The following is a 17,952-nucleotide window of genomic DNA, read 5'->3' as shown; positions in this document are numbered from 1 at the left end:
TGTTATTGCCTCATTATTAAATTAGTAAGTTTTACAAAATGCTTTTCAGCAGTTTCCGATAGTTTTTTGTTGGAGGGAACAGTACCAAATGAATACACAGGAGAAACCCATTGTGCGCCAATGATTTCAAAAGTTTCTTGTAAAGGAATAAGATAAGTTTCCACCGTTTTGTATGGCGAAGAATATCTTTTTTCAGAACCACCTATAGTTACAGAAGCAATGAGCACCTTATCTTTAAATTCGCCCGAAAGCTTATTGCCAGGGAAATAATCATATAGCACATCGTCTATCCATTTTTTGAGGATAGCAGGCGTGCTATACCAATAGAAAGGAAACTGTAAGATGATGAAGTCAGCGTTTTTTATAGCCTCTTGTTCCGCATTTATATCAATTTGATAATCAGGATAAAGTTTATCTAATAGTCGGATGCTAATTTGGTTGCCGTAGTGTTGTTCCAATTTTTCCAGAATAATTTTATTAGCATTAGATTTTTCTAAATCAGGATGTCCCGAGATGACCAAAATCTTACTTTCTTGCGAAAATATTTTATGAGTTCTTTTAGGCTGCGAAAGCAGTATAAAAGGAAATCCTACGAAAAATAATAGCAGATAAATGTTTTTTAAAGGTTTCATAATAAGAATCTTAAGTATCGCAACTTCCTGATGCGCGTAATATAGCTTTGCTGAGCTACTGCACGCTTGTAGTCGTCTTCAATGATAGTAGTTATTTCGCGTGCGGGGTGGGTAATCAGAAGCAAGAAATCCACCGCTAGTGCGAGCTTGCAGCCAATCGCCCTCACAAAACAAAACTTTTCGGACAGCCTCTGTGTGCGAAAGACACAAGCTTGCTGCTTGCGCTAACGGGGTATGAGGTTTACCAATACCTTATCTCAAGCCCTCTTTTTACTATTTACATATTTAAGGAATAAATAGATAGCATAGTAAAAAGTTGCAACGCTTACTAATAGGGATATATTCGCAAGAGTATTAAACTCTTTGTTGTTTATTTTTACAAACACCCCTAAAAAAGCTGTCAAAAAACTTACTATAGCAAAAAGTATTATTTTCATAAGCAAAAAAACTAGAATAAACAATCCCTGACCCAGTTATTTTTAAGCTATGTACACTTACTTAAAAAAACCTCTGCAAATATACAACTTTTTCACGAAAAAAACAATACAAATTGTATAGTTTTTTTTTCTTCCACGCTAGTGCGAGCTTGTAGCTCGTACCTACTCACACCTACCACTGAAGCTATCCAAAAAGTCTTTAAAAGTACTACTTCGGCATCTCCCCCCCTTTTGAAGGAAGTCCGCGAGCTGGCGCAGTGGAGTATGTGTTAAGGGGGGATGTTAACACCCTCTGTGCGTAATGTGCTTTTTTGAGCGTCTTACTTCTTATTGACTAATCGTAGTGAGTCTTTAGTCATTTGGTAAAGACCGTCTTCGAGGAGGAGATGCGGGGATTTGGTATAGGGTTGTTCGCCTTTTTTAGCACTTTTTATATACTTGCCTACGGGAAGGTATAACTGGTAGTGTACGCTCTGACCACGGTAGGTGTTGCCCCTAATAATCTCGTAATAATCTGGTATAGCAATATGGTTATCCTTAATATCTAACGGAATACGAATATTCTTAGCGTTTTGAGCGGCTTGGCTATGTGTTTTGCCCATAGCGGTTTGATTGCATAGCAAGTAGGGTTCGGCTTCGTTAGTGGGCAAAATACTGCGTAGGTACGACTCGTGTTGCACTAAGAGTGTATCGGTATCAACCGTTAGGGCTAAACTATTGCCGTGCTTGGTTTTGATGCTGAGATAGAGCGTATCGGCAGTGGTGGGGATACTGATTTTGCGCTGGATGTGATTCTGAACTAAAAAACTTTTGGCGATAGTTGTCCCGCTGATACCCAAGCCTATAAGTCCGCCGATGAAGGCTGCTAGCGTGAGGATACCCCACAAACGTGTGCTGCGAAAGCGCTTATAACTGAGCCTAACGATTACAAGGATAAGCAACGAAATAGGTACTAATAACAGCAAAAACACGCTGCCATAGAGCATAATGCGCTGGGTATAGTTGCTTATCAGGAAAGGGAGGTAATCGTTAAGCACCAAGAGCGAGAGTCCGCTGGCAGAGGTGAGCCCAAATATACCCATAATTACTGCTACAAGGGTGAAAAGCAAAGGCAGAGCCAACACGGCAAAAATGATTGTAAGCAACAGCGAATTGCGTTTGGGAGTGGTGCTGTTGGAAGGGGTTGCCGGAGGAGTGTTTGCCTTATAAGTAGCGAGGGAATCGAGGGTAACGGCTGTGCCCTGCATCTCTAACTTTTGTGCGGTAGTAACTGCTGCGGGTACAACGATCCAAAAGATGAGATATAAGACTAACATAACAAAACTAACTGAGTGGAAAGGTAAGAACCATCGCCCTCCAGAGGTAAAGAAAAGTGCGAAAAGTATCGCAAAGGCGATGCGCAATTTAGTTGGGTTGATGCTGAAATAATGTGCAATGCCTGATAATACGCCTCCTATTTTTCGGTCGTCTATGTCGCGATAGAGTGGTTTGGTAGCCGAAAAGGTTTGCGAAGTAGCATTAGCAGAGCTATCGGGTTGTTGCTGTTCTTCTTCTTCCACATATTGTTCGGGTTTGCCTAATACTTCTATCAGGTATAGCACATCGTGGTGCATAACCACTTCACGATTGGCGGTGCGGTCTTTGAGAAGCTCAGCCATACGTTGTTCTACATCAAAGATGATTTCATCGCGATCGGGGTTGTGTAACAAATGTTGGCGCACCTGAGCAAGGTATTGACTGAGTGCGGTATAGGCATTTTCTTCGATAAGAAAAGAAAAGCCTCCTAAGCTGATATTTTTGATTTTGTCCATAGTGTTTTAAATTATTTTGTTAATCATTGTTTGTAATTCGCTCCACGCTTTTAGGGTTTCGCTTAAGAAAAGTTTGCCGCTGTCGGTAAGTACGTAGTATTTACGGGGAGGTCCCGTGGGTGATTCTTTCCATTGGTAATTGAGTAAGCCGCTGTTTTTCAGTCGGGTGAGTAGCGGATAGAGTGTGCCTTCCACTACTATCATATCTGCGTTTTTCATCGTTTCGATAAGGTCGGATACGTAGGCTTCTTTGCTTTTATCAATGACTGAAAGAATACACATTTCTAAGATGCCTTTTCGCATTTGGGTCTTAATTTTTTCGGTATTGATTTCTTCCATAGTAAAAGGGATTTATAAATTTGCTGCAAATATAGGTAAAAAATAGTATTATGCAATACATAGTACTGTTAAAATTTTAGTTGTTATAGTAAAGTTTTTTTTAAGCAGTTGATTATCAATTATAAATTGTGAATTATGAATTTTGAATTGGGGGTAAAAAAACGCTTATCTTTCCCTTATATTCCCCTTATCTTTGTCATATACTCGCTGCGCCAGCTCGCCGACTTTCCTTCGCTTATCCTTCGCTTATCCTTCGCTTATCCTTCGCTTATCCTTCGCTTATCCTTCGCTGAACCTTCGCTGAAGGTTTGGCAGATTTTGAATTGTGAATTGGGGGGCATTTAGCATTCATCATTATTTCGTATCTTTGCTGCAAAATTTTAAACTGATTATGAAAATCTCTATAATGGGTTATCACCGCTTGGCGGCACCTTGTATAAGTCTTAACAATACGCTTTGCGATACTCCTACTGCTGTGGGGGCGCTCGCTGCTAGCGATAAAGAAACTATCGAGGCTTTGCGCTTCTCTAAAAAGGTTTATGAGTCTTTAGACCCTTCGGTACTCTACGCCTTACACACTGCACGGATGGCTGTGGCTAAAGCGGGATGGCAGCAGGGCGAACGCTTTGGGGTAAATATTGGTTCGTCACGGGGGGCTACTTCTCTTTTTGAACTGCATCATTCTGATTTTCTTACTAATGGCTACTGCCAAACCTTAGCTTCGCCTACTACTACTTTGGGCAATGTGAGTAGCTGGGTGGCTCAAGATTTAAACTGTGGAGGCTTTAGTATGTCGCATTCTATTACTTGTTCTACAGCCTTACACGGGGTGGCTAATGCGGCAGCGTGGTTGCAAAGTGGTATGGAACGGAAATTTTTAGTAGGCGGTAGTGAAGCACCCCTTACGCCTTTTACGATTGCACAGGTGAAGGCTCTGAAAATATATAGCTCTTTGCCCCTACCCTACCCTTGTCGCCCTTTGGATATGAACAAAAAACAAAATACAATGGTATTGGGCGAAGGAGCTGCTTGTTTTGGTTTAGAGGCTGAAGCGCGTGAGGAGGCTTTGGCATATATCGTGGGGATAGGCTTTGCTACGGAAACTCTTACCCATAGTGTATCGCTTTCGGCTGAAGGGTATTGCTTGCAGGAGGCAATGCGGCGGGCTTTGGAAAGTGCTGGTTTTCCCCGTATTGATGTGATTATCACTCACGCTACTGGCACCATTAAAGGTGATATTGCCGAAACCAATGCTATTGGGGCAGTTTTTGGGGCTGAAATGCCGCTGCTTACCAACAACAAATGGCAGCACGGACATACCTATGGAGCAAGTGGTGCTTTGAGTTTGGCAATGGCTATTGAGATGCTGCAAACCGATAGCTTCAAGGGGGTGCCTTACCTTGCTGCACCAGCACAAGTGCCCGAAAAACTGGAATACATTATGCTGAACGCTGTTGGCTTTGGGGGAAACGCTATCAGTATCATTTGCCAAGCGGGACAAAAAGTTAAAAAATAGAAACAGCCTTTTTATTCTTAAAGATTTCATAAATTATATTTAAAAAAAACATAAGTTTTCTATCTGTTTTTTAGGCAGGTAGCGTGTCTTTGTGTGTTTTAGGTATTGAGTATAATTTTTTTAAACAACTTATATACAATTGATTAGAATAGAGTAGAAAACAGTATGGCATTATTTTTGTGTAGTGCAAAGTGCCTATTATAGGTTTGCACAAAAAGAGGTGTATTTTTTTATATGATATTTTTTTTGTACTTTTGTGCGATTATAGTAGACAAATATACCTTATATCATTTAACAATGTTTTTAAATTACACAAAGGAAAAGATGAGAGTAAAAAATTACGTAACTTATTTTTTGGTACTATTTTGCTGTTTTAGCGTACTGGGCGTAGCTTATGGGCAAACGCAAGGGACGCTGAAATCAGTGAAATTAGGTTTTTCTAAATACGCTTGTCCTCGTGCTACTTTCAACTCGTTTAAAGTAACGATAGCTTGGCAGCCTCCATTCCCTAATGGTGATAACCAATACATTATTGAGCTATCGGATGCTAATGGTGATTTTACGAATGCTGTTGAGCTTCAACGTGTTAAAAACAAAAATGGACGTAGTGAAGTGGTTACCAATATTCAGTTTCCTACTACTACCCAAGGGAAGAAATTTAAATTGCGGGTGAGAAGTACGAGTCCTGCCCAAGAGAAGGTTGCCCAATGGGAAATACCCCTACCCAACGGACAAAAAGAAACAGGTGAAGAATTTGAAGTACATTTTCAAGATGTTACTAGTATTTTTACCATATCGCCTGCGGCTGTTACACTTTGCCCTGGGCATACACAAGCTATAAAAGTTTCTGCCTTACCTGGTGGTAAAACACCTACTAACTACCGCTACAAATGGTATAAAATGAAAGACCCAGGTGCCCCAGGTAACGACACCCTTTTGGCTTCGGATGCTGGCACTACCTATACCGTTACTACTGCTGGTAAGTATTACGCTATCATAGACTATGGTGAATGTTCGGGGGCTGTGAATGCACGCTCTAACAACGCCACAGTAGACGTATCGGGCAACCAAGTAGTTACGCTCACTACTTCATCGGCAGCGGTGTGTACTACCGAATCTTTTACCCTTACGGCTACCCCTGCCAATAGCAGTAGCAAATACACTTGGTTCTATAACGGCACCAAAGTGGGTGAAACACAAGGGGATAACAACTATTCTTTTACCGCTCCTAACAATAAAGCGGGCAAATACTACGTGCAAATGGGTAGCGGTGGAAGCTGCGATGTGCGCTCTAACGAAATTGAGATTACCCGCAAAGACAATGTGCAGGCTACCTTGCTAAGCAGCGGGGGTGGCGTACTAATGCCTGGTAAAACAAGGCTCTTTACGGTGAGTACTACGGCACAAGCACCTACTTATAAATGGTTTAAAGACGGCACCGAAATTGCGGGAGTTACAGCAGCCACCTATTCGGCTACAACAGCGGGCAAATATAAGGTGGAAGTAACCCAAACAGGTAGTTGCCCTGTTACGATTACTACCAATGAAATTGACCTTACACAGCCTACTAACTTCAAGGTGAGTGTAAAACACAAATCGGCTTATCAGGATTGTACTTACGACCGTATGACGCTTACCATTGATAAAATTACGGCACAGGTGGGTAGCCAAGAGCTTAGCGTAGACCCTTCGGACTATTCTTTCTTTACTTTCCAATGGGAAGGCAATACAACGGGCTCTTACGCGAATGTGGGTACTAATACTACTGAAATTACCCTGAGCAGTGCTGCTGAAAATGGCAAATACCGCGTAAAAACTACCGCGCCTAACTATACAAGTATCCCGACTTCTAACGAGTTAAATATAAAGCTGAAAGATGCTAATGCACTAAAAATAAACGGCGGAGCTTCATCATTGGAATATTGTAGCGATACAGCTACCCTTACCATTACTACGGGAGCTAACAGCAATACTATCTACACTTGGTTTAAAGACAATGTGCAGGTGGCACAAGGCAAGGGAAAAACGGAATACGTAGCGAACTCTTCGGGGGTATTCTACGCAAATATGGCAGCTAATGCAGGGGGCTGTCCTGCTACTTCGGCAGCTATTGTAGTGAAAAAAAATACGGTAACCGCACATTGGGTAGATACTAACGACCACGAAATTTATTACAACGGAAAGACCAACGTGCTACAAGTATCACACAATATGGTAACTCCTACTATTGAGTGGAAAAAGAACGGGGTAGTAATTCCTGGTGAAACTTCGGCAAGGCTTACCATTAGCAGTGCGCCTGTGGGGGTGGATATATACCAAGTGAAACTTACTGATACGGGAGGTTGTGGTACCGAAATTACGCTTACTCCTGTGTACTTTGAAACAATAGCCGACATTAAATCTATACGTGTAGGCACCTTGGCAACGACTAATTGTGAAACACGCACACAGACAACTTTAGAAGTACAACAAATTGTTACTAAAAGTAGTGCAGGTAATGAGATAGTGATAAAAAGAGCTGACTTTCAGTACTTCAACTTCCAATGGACAAAAGACGGCAACAATATCGCTGGCGAAACACGCTCACAATTGGTGGTAAACCGCAGTGGTAATTCTGATTCGGCTCGCTATGCTGTGCGCGTAACTTACAACACAAGTATCATCAAGGTATCAGATTCTAAAATTATAGCTTTTACGCCTATTCCTGATTTTGAAATCAGCACTTCGGAAGGCACTAAAGGTAGGGCTTACTTATGCACTGGTGGTTCGCTTACGCTTACCGTTGCGGCTACAAGCTTTAACCCTACCTCATCGGCAGCGGATAGTTTCTCTTACAAATGGTATAAAGTAACGAGTGCTAACTACCGCAGTGATACGCCTATCAATAGCGAATTGCCTACAGCTATTGTATCGGCAACGGGAGAATATTACTTAGAAATTAATAACGGAGGCTGCCCTAAGCGTGCGCACATCAAGATAGAAAATTACCGCACTGGCAACCTGAAAATTGTACAATATAGTGCTACCGGCAACCGCGGTAAGGAAATTACACAACACAGTTCTGACCGCGAACGCCACATAGATGTGAATGTGGGGCAATACCTCATCGCTGAAGGGGGTAACAACTTTGTATGGACAAAGCCTAATGGTACTACTATATATGGCAATAGGCTAAACATAGACTCTAAAAATATGGCAGGGAACTATACGCTAAAAGAACAATCGTGCCCTTCGGCAGGGAAAAATGAACTGCCTTTTGAACTGAATGTTTTTGAAGTTACCATTATCCCTAATATAGTAACCCCCAATGGTGATGGGGTAAACGACACTTGGACAATTCCTGATGCGTATTGCAAACCTGATGTAACGGTAACTATCTATACGCAAGAGGGCAAAGAGGTGTTCTCATCTGCCAACTATCAAAACAATTGGCCTGATGAAAATACTTATAAGGAGTTAGGCAAACGTTCATTGCAATTCATCTATGTAATAGAAGGGGGCAGTGAAAAACAGAAAGGTGTGATTACACTACTAAAATAAAAAATATAAATGAATATTACTCGTAAAATATCAATCGTAGTGTTGGCATATTGCACACAGTGGTTGTGGGGGCAAGATGCGGCAAATTATTTGCCTTATGAGCTGCCTGGGCATACGGCTGTGAAGTATAACACTTACCTGATGAACCCTGCTTTTCCTATATTTGGCAAGAACGAGTCGCAAGTGGCACTCTTTTATCGCAGCCAATGGATGGGGGTAAAAGATGATAAATTTAGTACCTTTGGGCTATCCTATGGTCGCAAATGGGGGGGCGATGCTGGTAAAAGGAACGTACACGATGACGGAAACGATATGGCTCACGGCTTATTGTTCCAACGTACGGCTTCTATATTTGCCAATACGGGTATTTTGGGTAACTTTGTACACCAAATGGAAATAGGCGATGAAAGCTTTTTGCGCTTGGGTATCAACGCAGCTTTTTCGCGTACAAGTATTGATAAAAGCAAAGTGCGCAGCAATGTGAGCGACCCTTTGATAGAGAATAGCAAGGGGGCTAATATCATCAATATTCAGCCAGGTTTTGATATGAACTTTGGTGAAATTCACTTTGGTATTACTGCTGAAAACTTGTTGGATTACGCTTTTTCTACCGGTGAAATGGCAGTACCTTTCAATGAAAAATCGCTTACGGCTCACGTTATGTATCGCAACGCTTTGGATAGCAATAGTGACTTTTTGGAAGATGCTGTACTTACCCTTATGGGGAAAGGCAAAAAGAGCAACGATAACTTCCAATATGGGGCTCACGCGATGCTGGATGCTAAAATGGGCTGGGGTTACGTGGGCTATGACCGAAAATATGGGATTTTTGGTGGCTTAGGTTTTAATATTGCTAATCACTTTAGCATTGGTTTTGGCTACGAGCAAACAGTGGCTAACTATGTGGCTGAACTGGGAGGGAGCTATGATGTGATGCTCTCGTACCAATTTGGTGGAAAACACCATATAAAACCGCCTAAAGCAGAGCCTCCGAAACCTACTCCGCCTCCTGCTCCTGCGCCTAAACCTGTAACACCTGTGGCAGAAACTAAGACGGCAACTACAGAACCTCCTGCACCACCTGCAACGCCTAAGAAACCTAAAACACTTACGCAACAGCTAAACGAGCGTATGACATTGGTAGTGGATAAAATTGCTGGTTGGGGTATTCCTGAAGGACACTATGTGGTAGTGGGTGTGTATAAAAACCCAAGAGGAGCTTTTGAAATGCTTAGAAATATCAAAAATTTGGGTATCAATGCTTTGACATTTAAACACCCTGAAAATGATATGACTTATGTGTATATAGAAAAACCATATGCCACACGAGGTGAAGCAGGTGAAGCTATGATTAACTTGCTACAACGCCCTAACTTTAAAAACTCTAAAGTATGGGTGCTAAAGGTAGGTAAATAAAAAACTTAAACTTAAAAGTAGAAATAATGAAAAGGAAGATAATACGTAATATATTATCGGTAGCGGGGGTGCTGTTGTTGCAGTCGTGCACAACAGCCAGCCCTCACCACTACCCCACAAAGGCAAAAAGCTATAAAGCAGCTACCCACAAGGCTGCAGCAGAAGCTGGGACTTATAAAACCAATGTGGCAGCTTCGTATTATCACGACAAATTTAACGGGCGCAAAACTGCTAGCGGGGCTATTTTTAGCAACTATAAGCTCACAGCGGCACACCGCTCACTGCCTTTTGGTACTGAAGTAAAGGTTACGAATCGTACTAATGGAAAATCGATAATTGTAACGATTAATGACCGAGGACCTTTTACCAAAGATCGTGAAATAGACTTGAGCAAAAAGGCTTTTATGGAAATTAGCGAACATAAAAACCAAGGGGTCTTACAGGTAGATATAGAAATTCTAAAATAGGGAAAATCCCTCTGACGATGCGTTCAGAGGGATTTTTTTATTCTTTATTTTTAGTGTCTATCAGGATAGTTACGGGACCGTCATTAGATAGGTTTACTTGCATCATTGCTCCGAATTGCCCTGTAGGAATGGGCTTGCCCAAGAGTGTCTCGGTATGCTTTATAAAGGCTTCGTAGATAGGGATAGCTACTTCTGGACGGGCTGCCCTAATATAGCTGGGGCGATTGCCTTTTTTAGTAGCGGCGTGGAGGGTGAATTGCGAGACAATAAGCACCTGACCATCAACGTCTTTTACTGAGAGATTCATCACTCCTTTATCATCTTCAAAAACGCGTAAATTTACTATCTTAGCCGATAGCCACGCTATATCGTCATTGGTGTCGGTGTCTTCTATACCTACTAGTACTAATAATCCTTTATTAATAGAGGCTACGATTTGATTTTCAATAACTACCGAAGCTTGTGTTACTTTCTGAATGACTGTTCTCATAATATGCCTATTTTTAGGCAAATATAGTTATTTTTTTGATGAGGTTGTCTGAAAAGTTTTATTTTAGCTTAAAACAAGCTTAGTAATAAATAGAATATTTATGTAACTAACTGATTATTAACATCCCCCCTTAACACATACTCCGCTGCGCCAGCTCGCGGACTTTTCTTTCAGTGGAAGGTGCACGGGCTTTTATCGTTGGGTTATTGTTGGGGGTAGAAAAGAGATATATTAAGATGATAACGTCTTCTTATTTAAAAAAAATCTATATAAATAATTGTTTTTATTTAGAAAATTTTTATTTTTGCGCCCTAAAAGTAATTTATAAATATTGTTTTATGAAAAACAAATCACTATTTTTGGGCGGTCTGCTATTAGCAATGATGACCTCTCAGGTGGCGGAAGCTAAGACTTCGGCAACTGAAAACAAAAGCGTAACGCGCTTTCAGCAGGAAGAAATAGAGGTAAAAGGGCAGGTGCTTGATACCGATGGTAGTCCTATGCTGGGGGTAAGTGTGGCTGTAAAAGGTACTCACCGTGGGGTTATCACTGATGAAGAGGGGCGTTTTGTACTGAAAGCTGAAGCTAATGCGGTACTTGTATTTCGCTTTTTGGGTTACCAAACTCAAGAGATTGCTCTAAACGGGCGTTCGTCTATCAGTGTACAGATGAAGATTTCTGCACAAGAGTTGGGCGAAGTAACAATCACTTCTACTGGTATCAAACGGGAGATAAAAGATTTTGCGGGAACTGTAAATGTTATTTCGGCTTCGCAAATAAAAGAATTGGCTATTCCTGCGGTGGGTGATGCGGTACGCTTTATGCCTGGTGTGAACTATATAGATGAAGATGGTCGTGGGTTGCGCCCTGGTATAGGATTGCGCGGTATAGACCCTAGCCGCAATGGCAATACTTTGGTGGTAATTGATGGTAAAATACCTATCGGACAGAGTTATTCGGATATGGGGGGCTATTATATGATGCCTGTAGGTGCTATTGAAAGTGTAGAGGTAATAAAAGGGGCTTCGCCTGCACTATACGGAAGTGGTAGTATAGGTGGAGTGGTAAATATCATCACTAAAAAAGGGGCCGCTCGTCCTTATACAGGTGTTAACTTACAATATGGTAATCACAACGCGCTGAATGTTGGGATAGAAACGGTAGGAAATAGTAATGAAGGGGCTATGAATTATTACGCTGGCTTCCACCGCCGACAAGGTGATGGCTTTAGAAAATCGCGTAGCCGCTACAATGTGAATGACCTTACGGCTAACGTAACGGCTAAGGTGGGTGAGAAAAACGAATGGCGTTTCTTCTTGAATGGCTTTACTGAATACTCTGAGACTCCGGGTGGACTCAGCCAAGCACAATGGGAACAAGACCCTGAACAGTCGGTAAATCCAAATGACTTTTTTGAGGCAAGGCGTTTTAGTACGGCTATTTCGTACAAGCGTAGTTTTGACGAAACAAATAGCCTGACGACTTCTATATATGGAAGTTATCTAAAAAGGGATTGGTGGTTGGACAACCGCAATACTAATGCTGCTAAACGCAAATTTATAGCTGCTTTGCGCGATATTCCTACGGTGGGCTTATTCTCTGACTACGAACGTACAAACGACCTTTTTGGCAAGAAAAATAAGTTTTTGGCAGGTATTCGTCTGCATACGGATATTACTCACGAGGTATCGGTAGAGGGTACTGAAATGGGCAAAAAAGGGGGTAAAACTACGGCTAACTCTGCCAACACTGTGGCAGTAGTAGAGGGATATGTGTTTGATGAGTTTCGCTTGACTGACAAGCTGAATATCAACCCTGGTGTGCGATATACTTTTGTAAATTACGACAAAGAAGATTATTTCAAAAATAATTGGGATAATCGCAATGAAGATGCTTTTATCTACTCATTAGGTTTGTTCTACAAATTCTCTGAGCAGTATCGTGCTTATGCTACTTACTCTAAAGGTTATAAAATGCCGCAAATACGTTCGGCTTTTGAAACTAATGGCGACCTTGATGCTGAAACTTCTAACAATTACGAAATAGGGCTACGCTCGCAGCCTGCACAATGGTTAGAAGTAGAATTGGCTGCTTATATATTAGATTTCAACCATAAATTATTCCGCGAAAGTGGTTTGCTAAACAACGGAGGAAAAGCACTACACAAAGGGATAGAAGTAAGTGCTGCTATTTATCCTGTATCGGGATTAAAACTCTATGGTAATGGTGCAATACAAAGGGCTACCATAGAGTATGGTATGTACAAAGGAAACCGCATTCCTTACGCACCTCGCTACACCGCTACGGCAGGAGCTAAATACCAATGTGGAGTAGGCGAAGGTACTCTTACTACCAATGTATATGGCAACTTTGTGAGTTCGCAATATTCAGACCTTGCAAATACTTTGAGTTCTGCTAACGGCAATGTAGGTTTGATTCCGAAGTTTTTCTTGCTTAACGCTACAACTAATTACAGCTACAAGCAGTGGAACTTCAACCTTAATGCTCTGAACTTGCTCAACCGCAAATACTTCACTACACGCCATAATGCTTGGGGTGGTATTATGCCAGCTGCTACTATCAGCGTATTAGGTGGGGTGGGCTACCAGTTCTAACCTTATAGTAATAAACAAAAAAAATGAGGCTGTCTTTTGAAAAGATAGCCTCATTTTTTTATTGCACTAAATAAAGAATCTAGAGCATAATGACTAAAAATATTTGCTACACAAGCTCGATTATAAATCTATAGAGAGTGAAACAGAGTTTGATGTTGGTAAGCTTATGTGAGTGAAAAATTGAATTATATCTCTCTTAATTTTTAACGTGTTATAAAGCCCTCTATTTGACGATAAAATAACCGCAATTTTACAGCCTAAAAACACGCTGTTTAATACTTTGCTACAAATGCTCCTAAAGAAGTAATTTAAAAGGTTTTTGCAGTAAAGCACGGCTGACCTCAATTTAAAATTCAGCACTCACCATTCACAAATAAAAAAAGAGCAACTCATTACTGAATTGCTCTTTTATAAGAAGGCGGCGACATACTCTCCCACGTAACCGTAGTACCATCTGCGCTAAAAGGTTTAACTGCTCTGTTCGGAATGGTAAGAGGTGAGACCTTTGACTATAACCACCTTAAATCTTTTAGACTATATTTTATATTAATCAATAGCCCATAATATTTTAACATACAAGGATAAAAAGCATATCTTTAACTAACTACTCCTCTTAAAAAGAAGGCTGCGCAAAAAGTCTACGGGTTATTAGTATTACTCGGCTATGATGTTACCACCGTTACACCTGTAACCTATCAACGTGGTCATCTCCCACGACCCTTAAAAGAAATCTAATCTTGTGGCGGGTTTCGTACTTATATGCTTTCAGCACTTATCCCATCCGCACTTAGCTACTCTGCGATGCCCTTGGCAAGACAACAGATACACCAGTGGTGCGTCCAACTCGGTCCTCTCGTACTAGAGTCAGTACCACGCAAATTTCTAACGCCCACAGTAGATAGAGACCGAACTGTCTCACGACGTTCTGAACCCAGCTCGCGTGCCACTTTAATGGGCGAACAGCCCAACCCTTGGGACCTTCTCCAGCCCCAGGATGTGACGAGCCGACATCGAGGTGCCAAACCCCCCCGTCGATGTGAGCTCTTGGGGGAGATCAGCCTGTTATCCCCGGCGTACCTTTTATCCTTTGAGCGATGGCCCTTCCATACGGAACCACCGGATCACTATGCTCTACTTTCGTACCTGATCGACTTGTAAGTCTCTCAGTCAAGCCCCCTTATGCCATTGCACTCTACGCACGGTTACCAAGCGTGCTGAGGGAACCTTTAGAAGCCTCCGTTACACTTTTGGAGGCGACCACCCCAGTCAAACTACCCTCCACGAATTGTCCTTTGCGCTATGCAAAGTTAGACCTCAGATAAGCAAAGGGTGGTATTTCAACAACGACTCCACAACTACCAGAATAGCCGCTTCTAAGTCTCCCACCTATCCTACGCATCACTTATCCAAGACCAATACGAAGATATAGTAAAGGTGCACAGGGTCTTTTCGTCCCACTGCGGGTAATCGGCATCTTCACCGATACTACAATTTCACCGAGCTCATGGCCGAGACAGTGTCCAAATCGTTACACCATTCGTGCAGGTCGGAACTTACCCGACAAGGAATTTCGCTACCTTAGGACCGTTATAGTTACGGCCGCCGTTTACTGGGGCTTCAATTCAAACCTTCGTGTTACCACTAAGCTCTCCTCTTAACCTTCCAGCACCGGGCAGGTGTCAGACCCTATACCTCATCTTTCGATTTTGCAGAGTCCTGTGTTTTTGATAAACAGTCGCTTGGACCTTTTCACTGCGGCCTATCATAAGATAGGCGACCTTTCTCCCGAAGTTACAGGTCTATTTTGCCTAGTTCCTTAGCCATGAATCTCTCGAGCGCCTTAGAATTCTCTTCCCAATCACCTGTGTCGGTTTACGGTACGGGCATTAGTTATCGCTTTTCTTGGAAACGTTATCTCTACTCTCACTTCAGCCGAAACCTCAGTGTACTTTTAGTGCCATAACAACACCTTAAACGCAGTATTCCGTCTCTGCGCGGTAGATACCTCATTCCGTCACTTTATTCTAACCAATGGTACGGGAATATTAACCCGTTGTACATCCACTACCCCTTCTCGGGTTCGCGTTAGTCCCCGACTAACCCTCAGCTGATTAGCATAGCTGAGGAAACCTTGATCTTTCGGCGGGCAGGTTTCTCACCTGCCTTATCGTTACTTATGCCTACATTTTCTTTTCTATTAGGCTCCACCACGGCTCACGCCTTTAGCTTCTACGCCAATAGAATGCTCCCCTACCGGTATATACATCGTATAACCCCATAGCTTCGGTAATATGCTTATGCCCGTTTATTATCCATGCCCAACCGCTCGACTAGTGAGCTGTTACGCACTCTTTAAATGTATGGCTGCTTCCAAGCCAACATCCTAGCTGTCAGTGCAGTCAGACCGCGTTTGGTCAACTTAGCATATATTTGGGGACCTTAGCTGATGGTCCGGGTTCTTTCCCTCTCGGATATGGACCTTAGCACCCATACCCTCACTGCTGATGAACATTTAATAGCATTCGGAGTTTGTCAGGAATTGGTAGGCGATGAAACCCCCGCATCCAATCAGTAGCTCTACCTCTATTAAACTTTTTATCAACGCTGCACCTAAATGCATTTCGGGGAGTACGAGCTATTTCCCAGTTTGATTGGCCTTTCACCCCTACCCTCAGGTCATCCGAAGTCTTTTCAACGACAACCAGTTCGGTCCTCCACGCTGTGTTACCAGCGCTTCAACCTGCCCAAGGGTAGATCACCAGGTTTCGCGTCTACTACTACCAACTATTGCCGCCCTATTAAGACTCGCTTTCGCTGCGAATGCGTATCTGAAATACTTATCCTCGCTGGTAACAGTAACTCGTAGGCTCATTATGCAAAAGGCACGCCGTTACGGCTAAAAGCCGCTCCGACCGCTTGTAAGCGTATGGTTTCAGGGTCTTTTTCACTCCGTTATTCACGGTTCTTTTCACCTTTCCCTCACGGTACTAGTTCACTATCGGTCTCTCAGGAGTATTTAGCCTTACCGGATGGTCCCGGCTAATTCAGTCAAGGTTCCACGTGCCCCGACCTACTCAGGATACCCATAAGATTTATAAAGCTGTACCTATACGAGACTTTCACTCTCTACGGTGTGCCTTTCCAAACACTTCTAATCCAGCTTTACAACCTATATCTGGGTCCTACAACCCCCATATTGCCGTAACAATATGGGTTTGGGCTGCTCCCATTTCGCTCGCCACTACTCTGGGAATCACTTTTGTTTTCTTCTCCTCTGCCTACTAAGATGTTTCAGTTCAGCAGGTTTGCCCACCTATCGGTGTAGTACATCTTCAATGTACTGGGTTGCCCCATTCGGATATTTGCGGATCAACTCGTATGTGCCAATCCCCGCAACTTTTCGCAGCTTATCACGTCCTTCTTCGCCTCTGAGAGCCTAGGCATCCCCCATACGCCCTTACATAACTTTTCGCGCTTGTAGTCTCTTTTAATTCTAAATTCTAAATTCTGAATCCTAAATTAAAAAAGTACCTCGTTCTCTTTGATTCTTTTTAATATTTTTCGTTAGATTATCAATAATCTATTATTGATCTCTTATGCTCTTTATCCCAATATGTCAATGTACTGTTTCCTCACCCTAACCTTCTCTTTTGGAGAAGTACTTGTAGGGGAATTGTTGTGGAGAATAAGGGATTCGAACCCTTGACCCCCTGCGTGCAAGGCAGGTGCTCTAGCCAGCTGAGCTAATTCCCCCTTTTAATTCTAAATCCTCAATGGTGAATTATGAATTATGAATTAATTTAGAATCCTCAATCCAAAATTCATAATTAATCCCAGCTTCTAGAATTTCCTTTTTTGTAGTCCCAGGCAGACTCGAACTGCCGACCTCTACATTATCAGTGTAGCGCTCTAACCAGCTGAGCTATGAGACTGCTTTTCTTTTTTTTGTTGTCCAGCAAGATTTAAAGAATAAGTTAACTCTCCATCAATTTCGGTTATTCTCTAGAAAGGAGGTGTTCCAGCCGCACCTTCCGGTACGGCTACCTTGTTACGACTTAGCCCCAGTCACTAGTTTTACCCTAAACAGCTCCTCGCGGTAACCGTCTTCAGGTACCCCCAGCTTCCATGGCTTGACGGGCGGTGTGTACAAGGCCCGGGAACGTATTCACCGGATCATGGCTGATATCCGATTACTAGCGATTCCAGCTTCACGGAGTCGAGTTGCAGACTCCGATCCGAACTGTGATCGTCTTTATAGATTCGCGCCTGCTCACGCAGTGGCTGCTCTCTGTAACGACCATTGTAGCACGTGTGTAGCCCAAGATGTAAGGGCCGTGATGATTTGACGTCATCCCCACCTTCCTCACGGTTTGCACCGGCAGTCCCACTAGAGTGCTCGACTTTACTCGCTAGCAACTAATGGCAGGGGTTGCGCTCGTTATAGGACTTAACCTGACACCTCACGGCACGAGCTGACGACAACCATGCAGCACCTTGATAACTGTCCGAAGAAATACCTATCTCTAAGTACGTCAGTCACCATTTAAACCTTGGTAAGGTTCCTCGCGTATCATCGAATTAAACCACATGCTCCACCGCTTGTGCGGGCCCCCGTCAATTCCTTTGAGTTTCACACTTGCGTGCGTACTCCCCAGGTGGGATACTTATCACTTTCGCTTAGCCACTCAA

Annotated in this window: 10 protein-coding genes, 2 tRNA genes, 2 rRNA genes and 1 other annotated feature; of the genes, 6 read left to right on the top strand and 8 right to left on the bottom strand. The window is 42.6% G+C overall.

Annotated elements, in window-relative coordinates:
* Positions 1–2 precede the first annotated feature (2 nt).
* The 3 genes from J4N46_RS06170 to J4N46_RS06160 form a co-directional block, all read right to left on the bottom strand.
* Positions 3–632, bottom strand: a complete 630-nt coding sequence (locus J4N46_RS06170) for an NAD(P)H-dependent oxidoreductase (protein ID WP_208058576.1) — start codon at positions 630–632, stop codon at positions 3–5.
* 757 nt (positions 633–1,389) lie between these two features.
* Positions 1,390–2,880, bottom strand: coding sequence for a PspC domain-containing protein (locus J4N46_RS06165; protein WP_208058575.1), 1,491 nt, complete (start codon positions 2,878–2,880; stop codon positions 1,390–1,392).
* 6 nt (positions 2,881–2,886) lie between these two features.
* Complete coding sequence (locus J4N46_RS06160; protein ID WP_009414953.1) at positions 2,887–3,219, bottom strand: PadR family transcriptional regulator; 333 nt, start codon at positions 3,217–3,219, stop codon at positions 2,887–2,889.
* A gap of 135 nt (positions 3,220–3,354) precedes the next feature.
* Here J4N46_RS06160 and J4N46_RS06155 point away from each other — a divergent pair, with 135 nt between their 5' ends.
* From J4N46_RS06155 to J4N46_RS06135, 5 genes are all read left to right on the top strand, one after another.
* Entirely contained in the window at positions 3,355–3,564 is a 210-nt protein-coding gene (locus tag J4N46_RS06155) for a hypothetical protein (RefSeq protein WP_208058574.1), read from the top strand.
* A gap of 46 nt (positions 3,565–3,610) precedes the next feature.
* Entirely contained in the window at positions 3,611–4,735 is a 1,125-nt protein-coding gene (locus tag J4N46_RS06150) for a beta-ketoacyl synthase N-terminal-like domain-containing protein (RefSeq protein WP_208058573.1), read from the top strand.
* Between the two features lie 324 nt (positions 4,736–5,059).
* Positions 5,060–8,275: a T9SS type B sorting domain-containing protein gene (locus J4N46_RS06145; protein ID WP_236013856.1), complete on the top strand. Its 3,216-nt coding sequence runs from the start codon at positions 5,060–5,062 to the stop codon at positions 8,273–8,275.
* 9 nt (positions 8,276–8,284) lie between these two features.
* The gene (locus tag J4N46_RS06140) at positions 8,285–9,691 is read left to right on the top strand and encodes a PorP/SprF family type IX secretion system membrane protein (RefSeq protein ID WP_208058571.1); all 1,407 of its coding nucleotides are present in this window, start codon (positions 8,285–8,287) and stop codon (positions 9,689–9,691) included.
* Between the two features lie 26 nt (positions 9,692–9,717).
* Complete coding sequence (locus J4N46_RS06135) at positions 9,718–10,158, top strand: septal ring lytic transglycosylase RlpA family protein (RefSeq protein ID WP_208058570.1); 441 nt, start codon at positions 9,718–9,720, stop codon at positions 10,156–10,158.
* A 37-nt stretch (positions 10,159–10,195) separates the two neighbouring features.
* On the opposite strand, the gene dtd is transcribed toward J4N46_RS06135, so the two are convergent.
* A complete protein-coding gene (gene dtd / locus J4N46_RS06130; protein ID WP_208058569.1) occupies positions 10,196–10,648 on the bottom strand; it encodes a D-aminoacyl-tRNA deacylase in 453 nt (150 codons plus the stop codon).
* Positions 10,649–10,986: 338 nt separating this feature from the next.
* Here dtd and J4N46_RS06125 point away from each other — a divergent pair, with 338 nt between their 5' ends.
* On the top strand, positions 10,987–13,263 hold the full coding sequence (locus J4N46_RS06125) for a TonB-dependent receptor (RefSeq protein WP_208058568.1): 2,277 nt from the start codon (positions 10,987–10,989) through the stop codon (positions 13,261–13,263).
* A 413-nt stretch (positions 13,264–13,676) separates the two neighbouring features.
* Here the strand turns inward: J4N46_RS06125 and rrf are convergent.
* The 4 genes from rrf to J4N46_RS06105 form a co-directional block, all read right to left on the bottom strand.
* A 5S ribosomal RNA gene (gene rrf, locus J4N46_RS06120) occupies positions 13,677–13,786 on the bottom strand.
* Positions 13,787–13,891: 105 nt separating this feature from the next.
* Positions 13,892–16,735: ribosomal RNA gene (locus J4N46_RS06115) — 23S ribosomal RNA — on the bottom strand.
* Between the two features lie 207 nt (positions 16,736–16,942).
* A tRNA-Ala gene (locus J4N46_RS06110) sits at positions 16,943–17,016 on the bottom strand.
* Positions 17,017–17,121: 105 nt separating this feature from the next.
* Positions 17,122–17,195 (bottom strand) — tRNA-Ile (locus J4N46_RS06105).
* Positions 17,196–17,282: 87 nt separating this feature from the next.
* Positions 17,283–17,917: a sequence feature (16S ribosomal RNA rRNA prediction is too short), on the bottom strand.
* Between the last annotated feature and the right edge of the window lie 35 nt (positions 17,918–17,952).

It is taken from the genome of Capnocytophaga bilenii (assembly GCF_017565765.1).
Taxonomy (GTDB): domain Bacteria; phylum Bacteroidota; class Bacteroidia; order Flavobacteriales; family Flavobacteriaceae; genus Capnocytophaga; species Capnocytophaga bilenii.
Note: the sequence above shows the minus strand (reverse complement) of the source record. Positions and strands in the feature narration are given on the sequence as shown.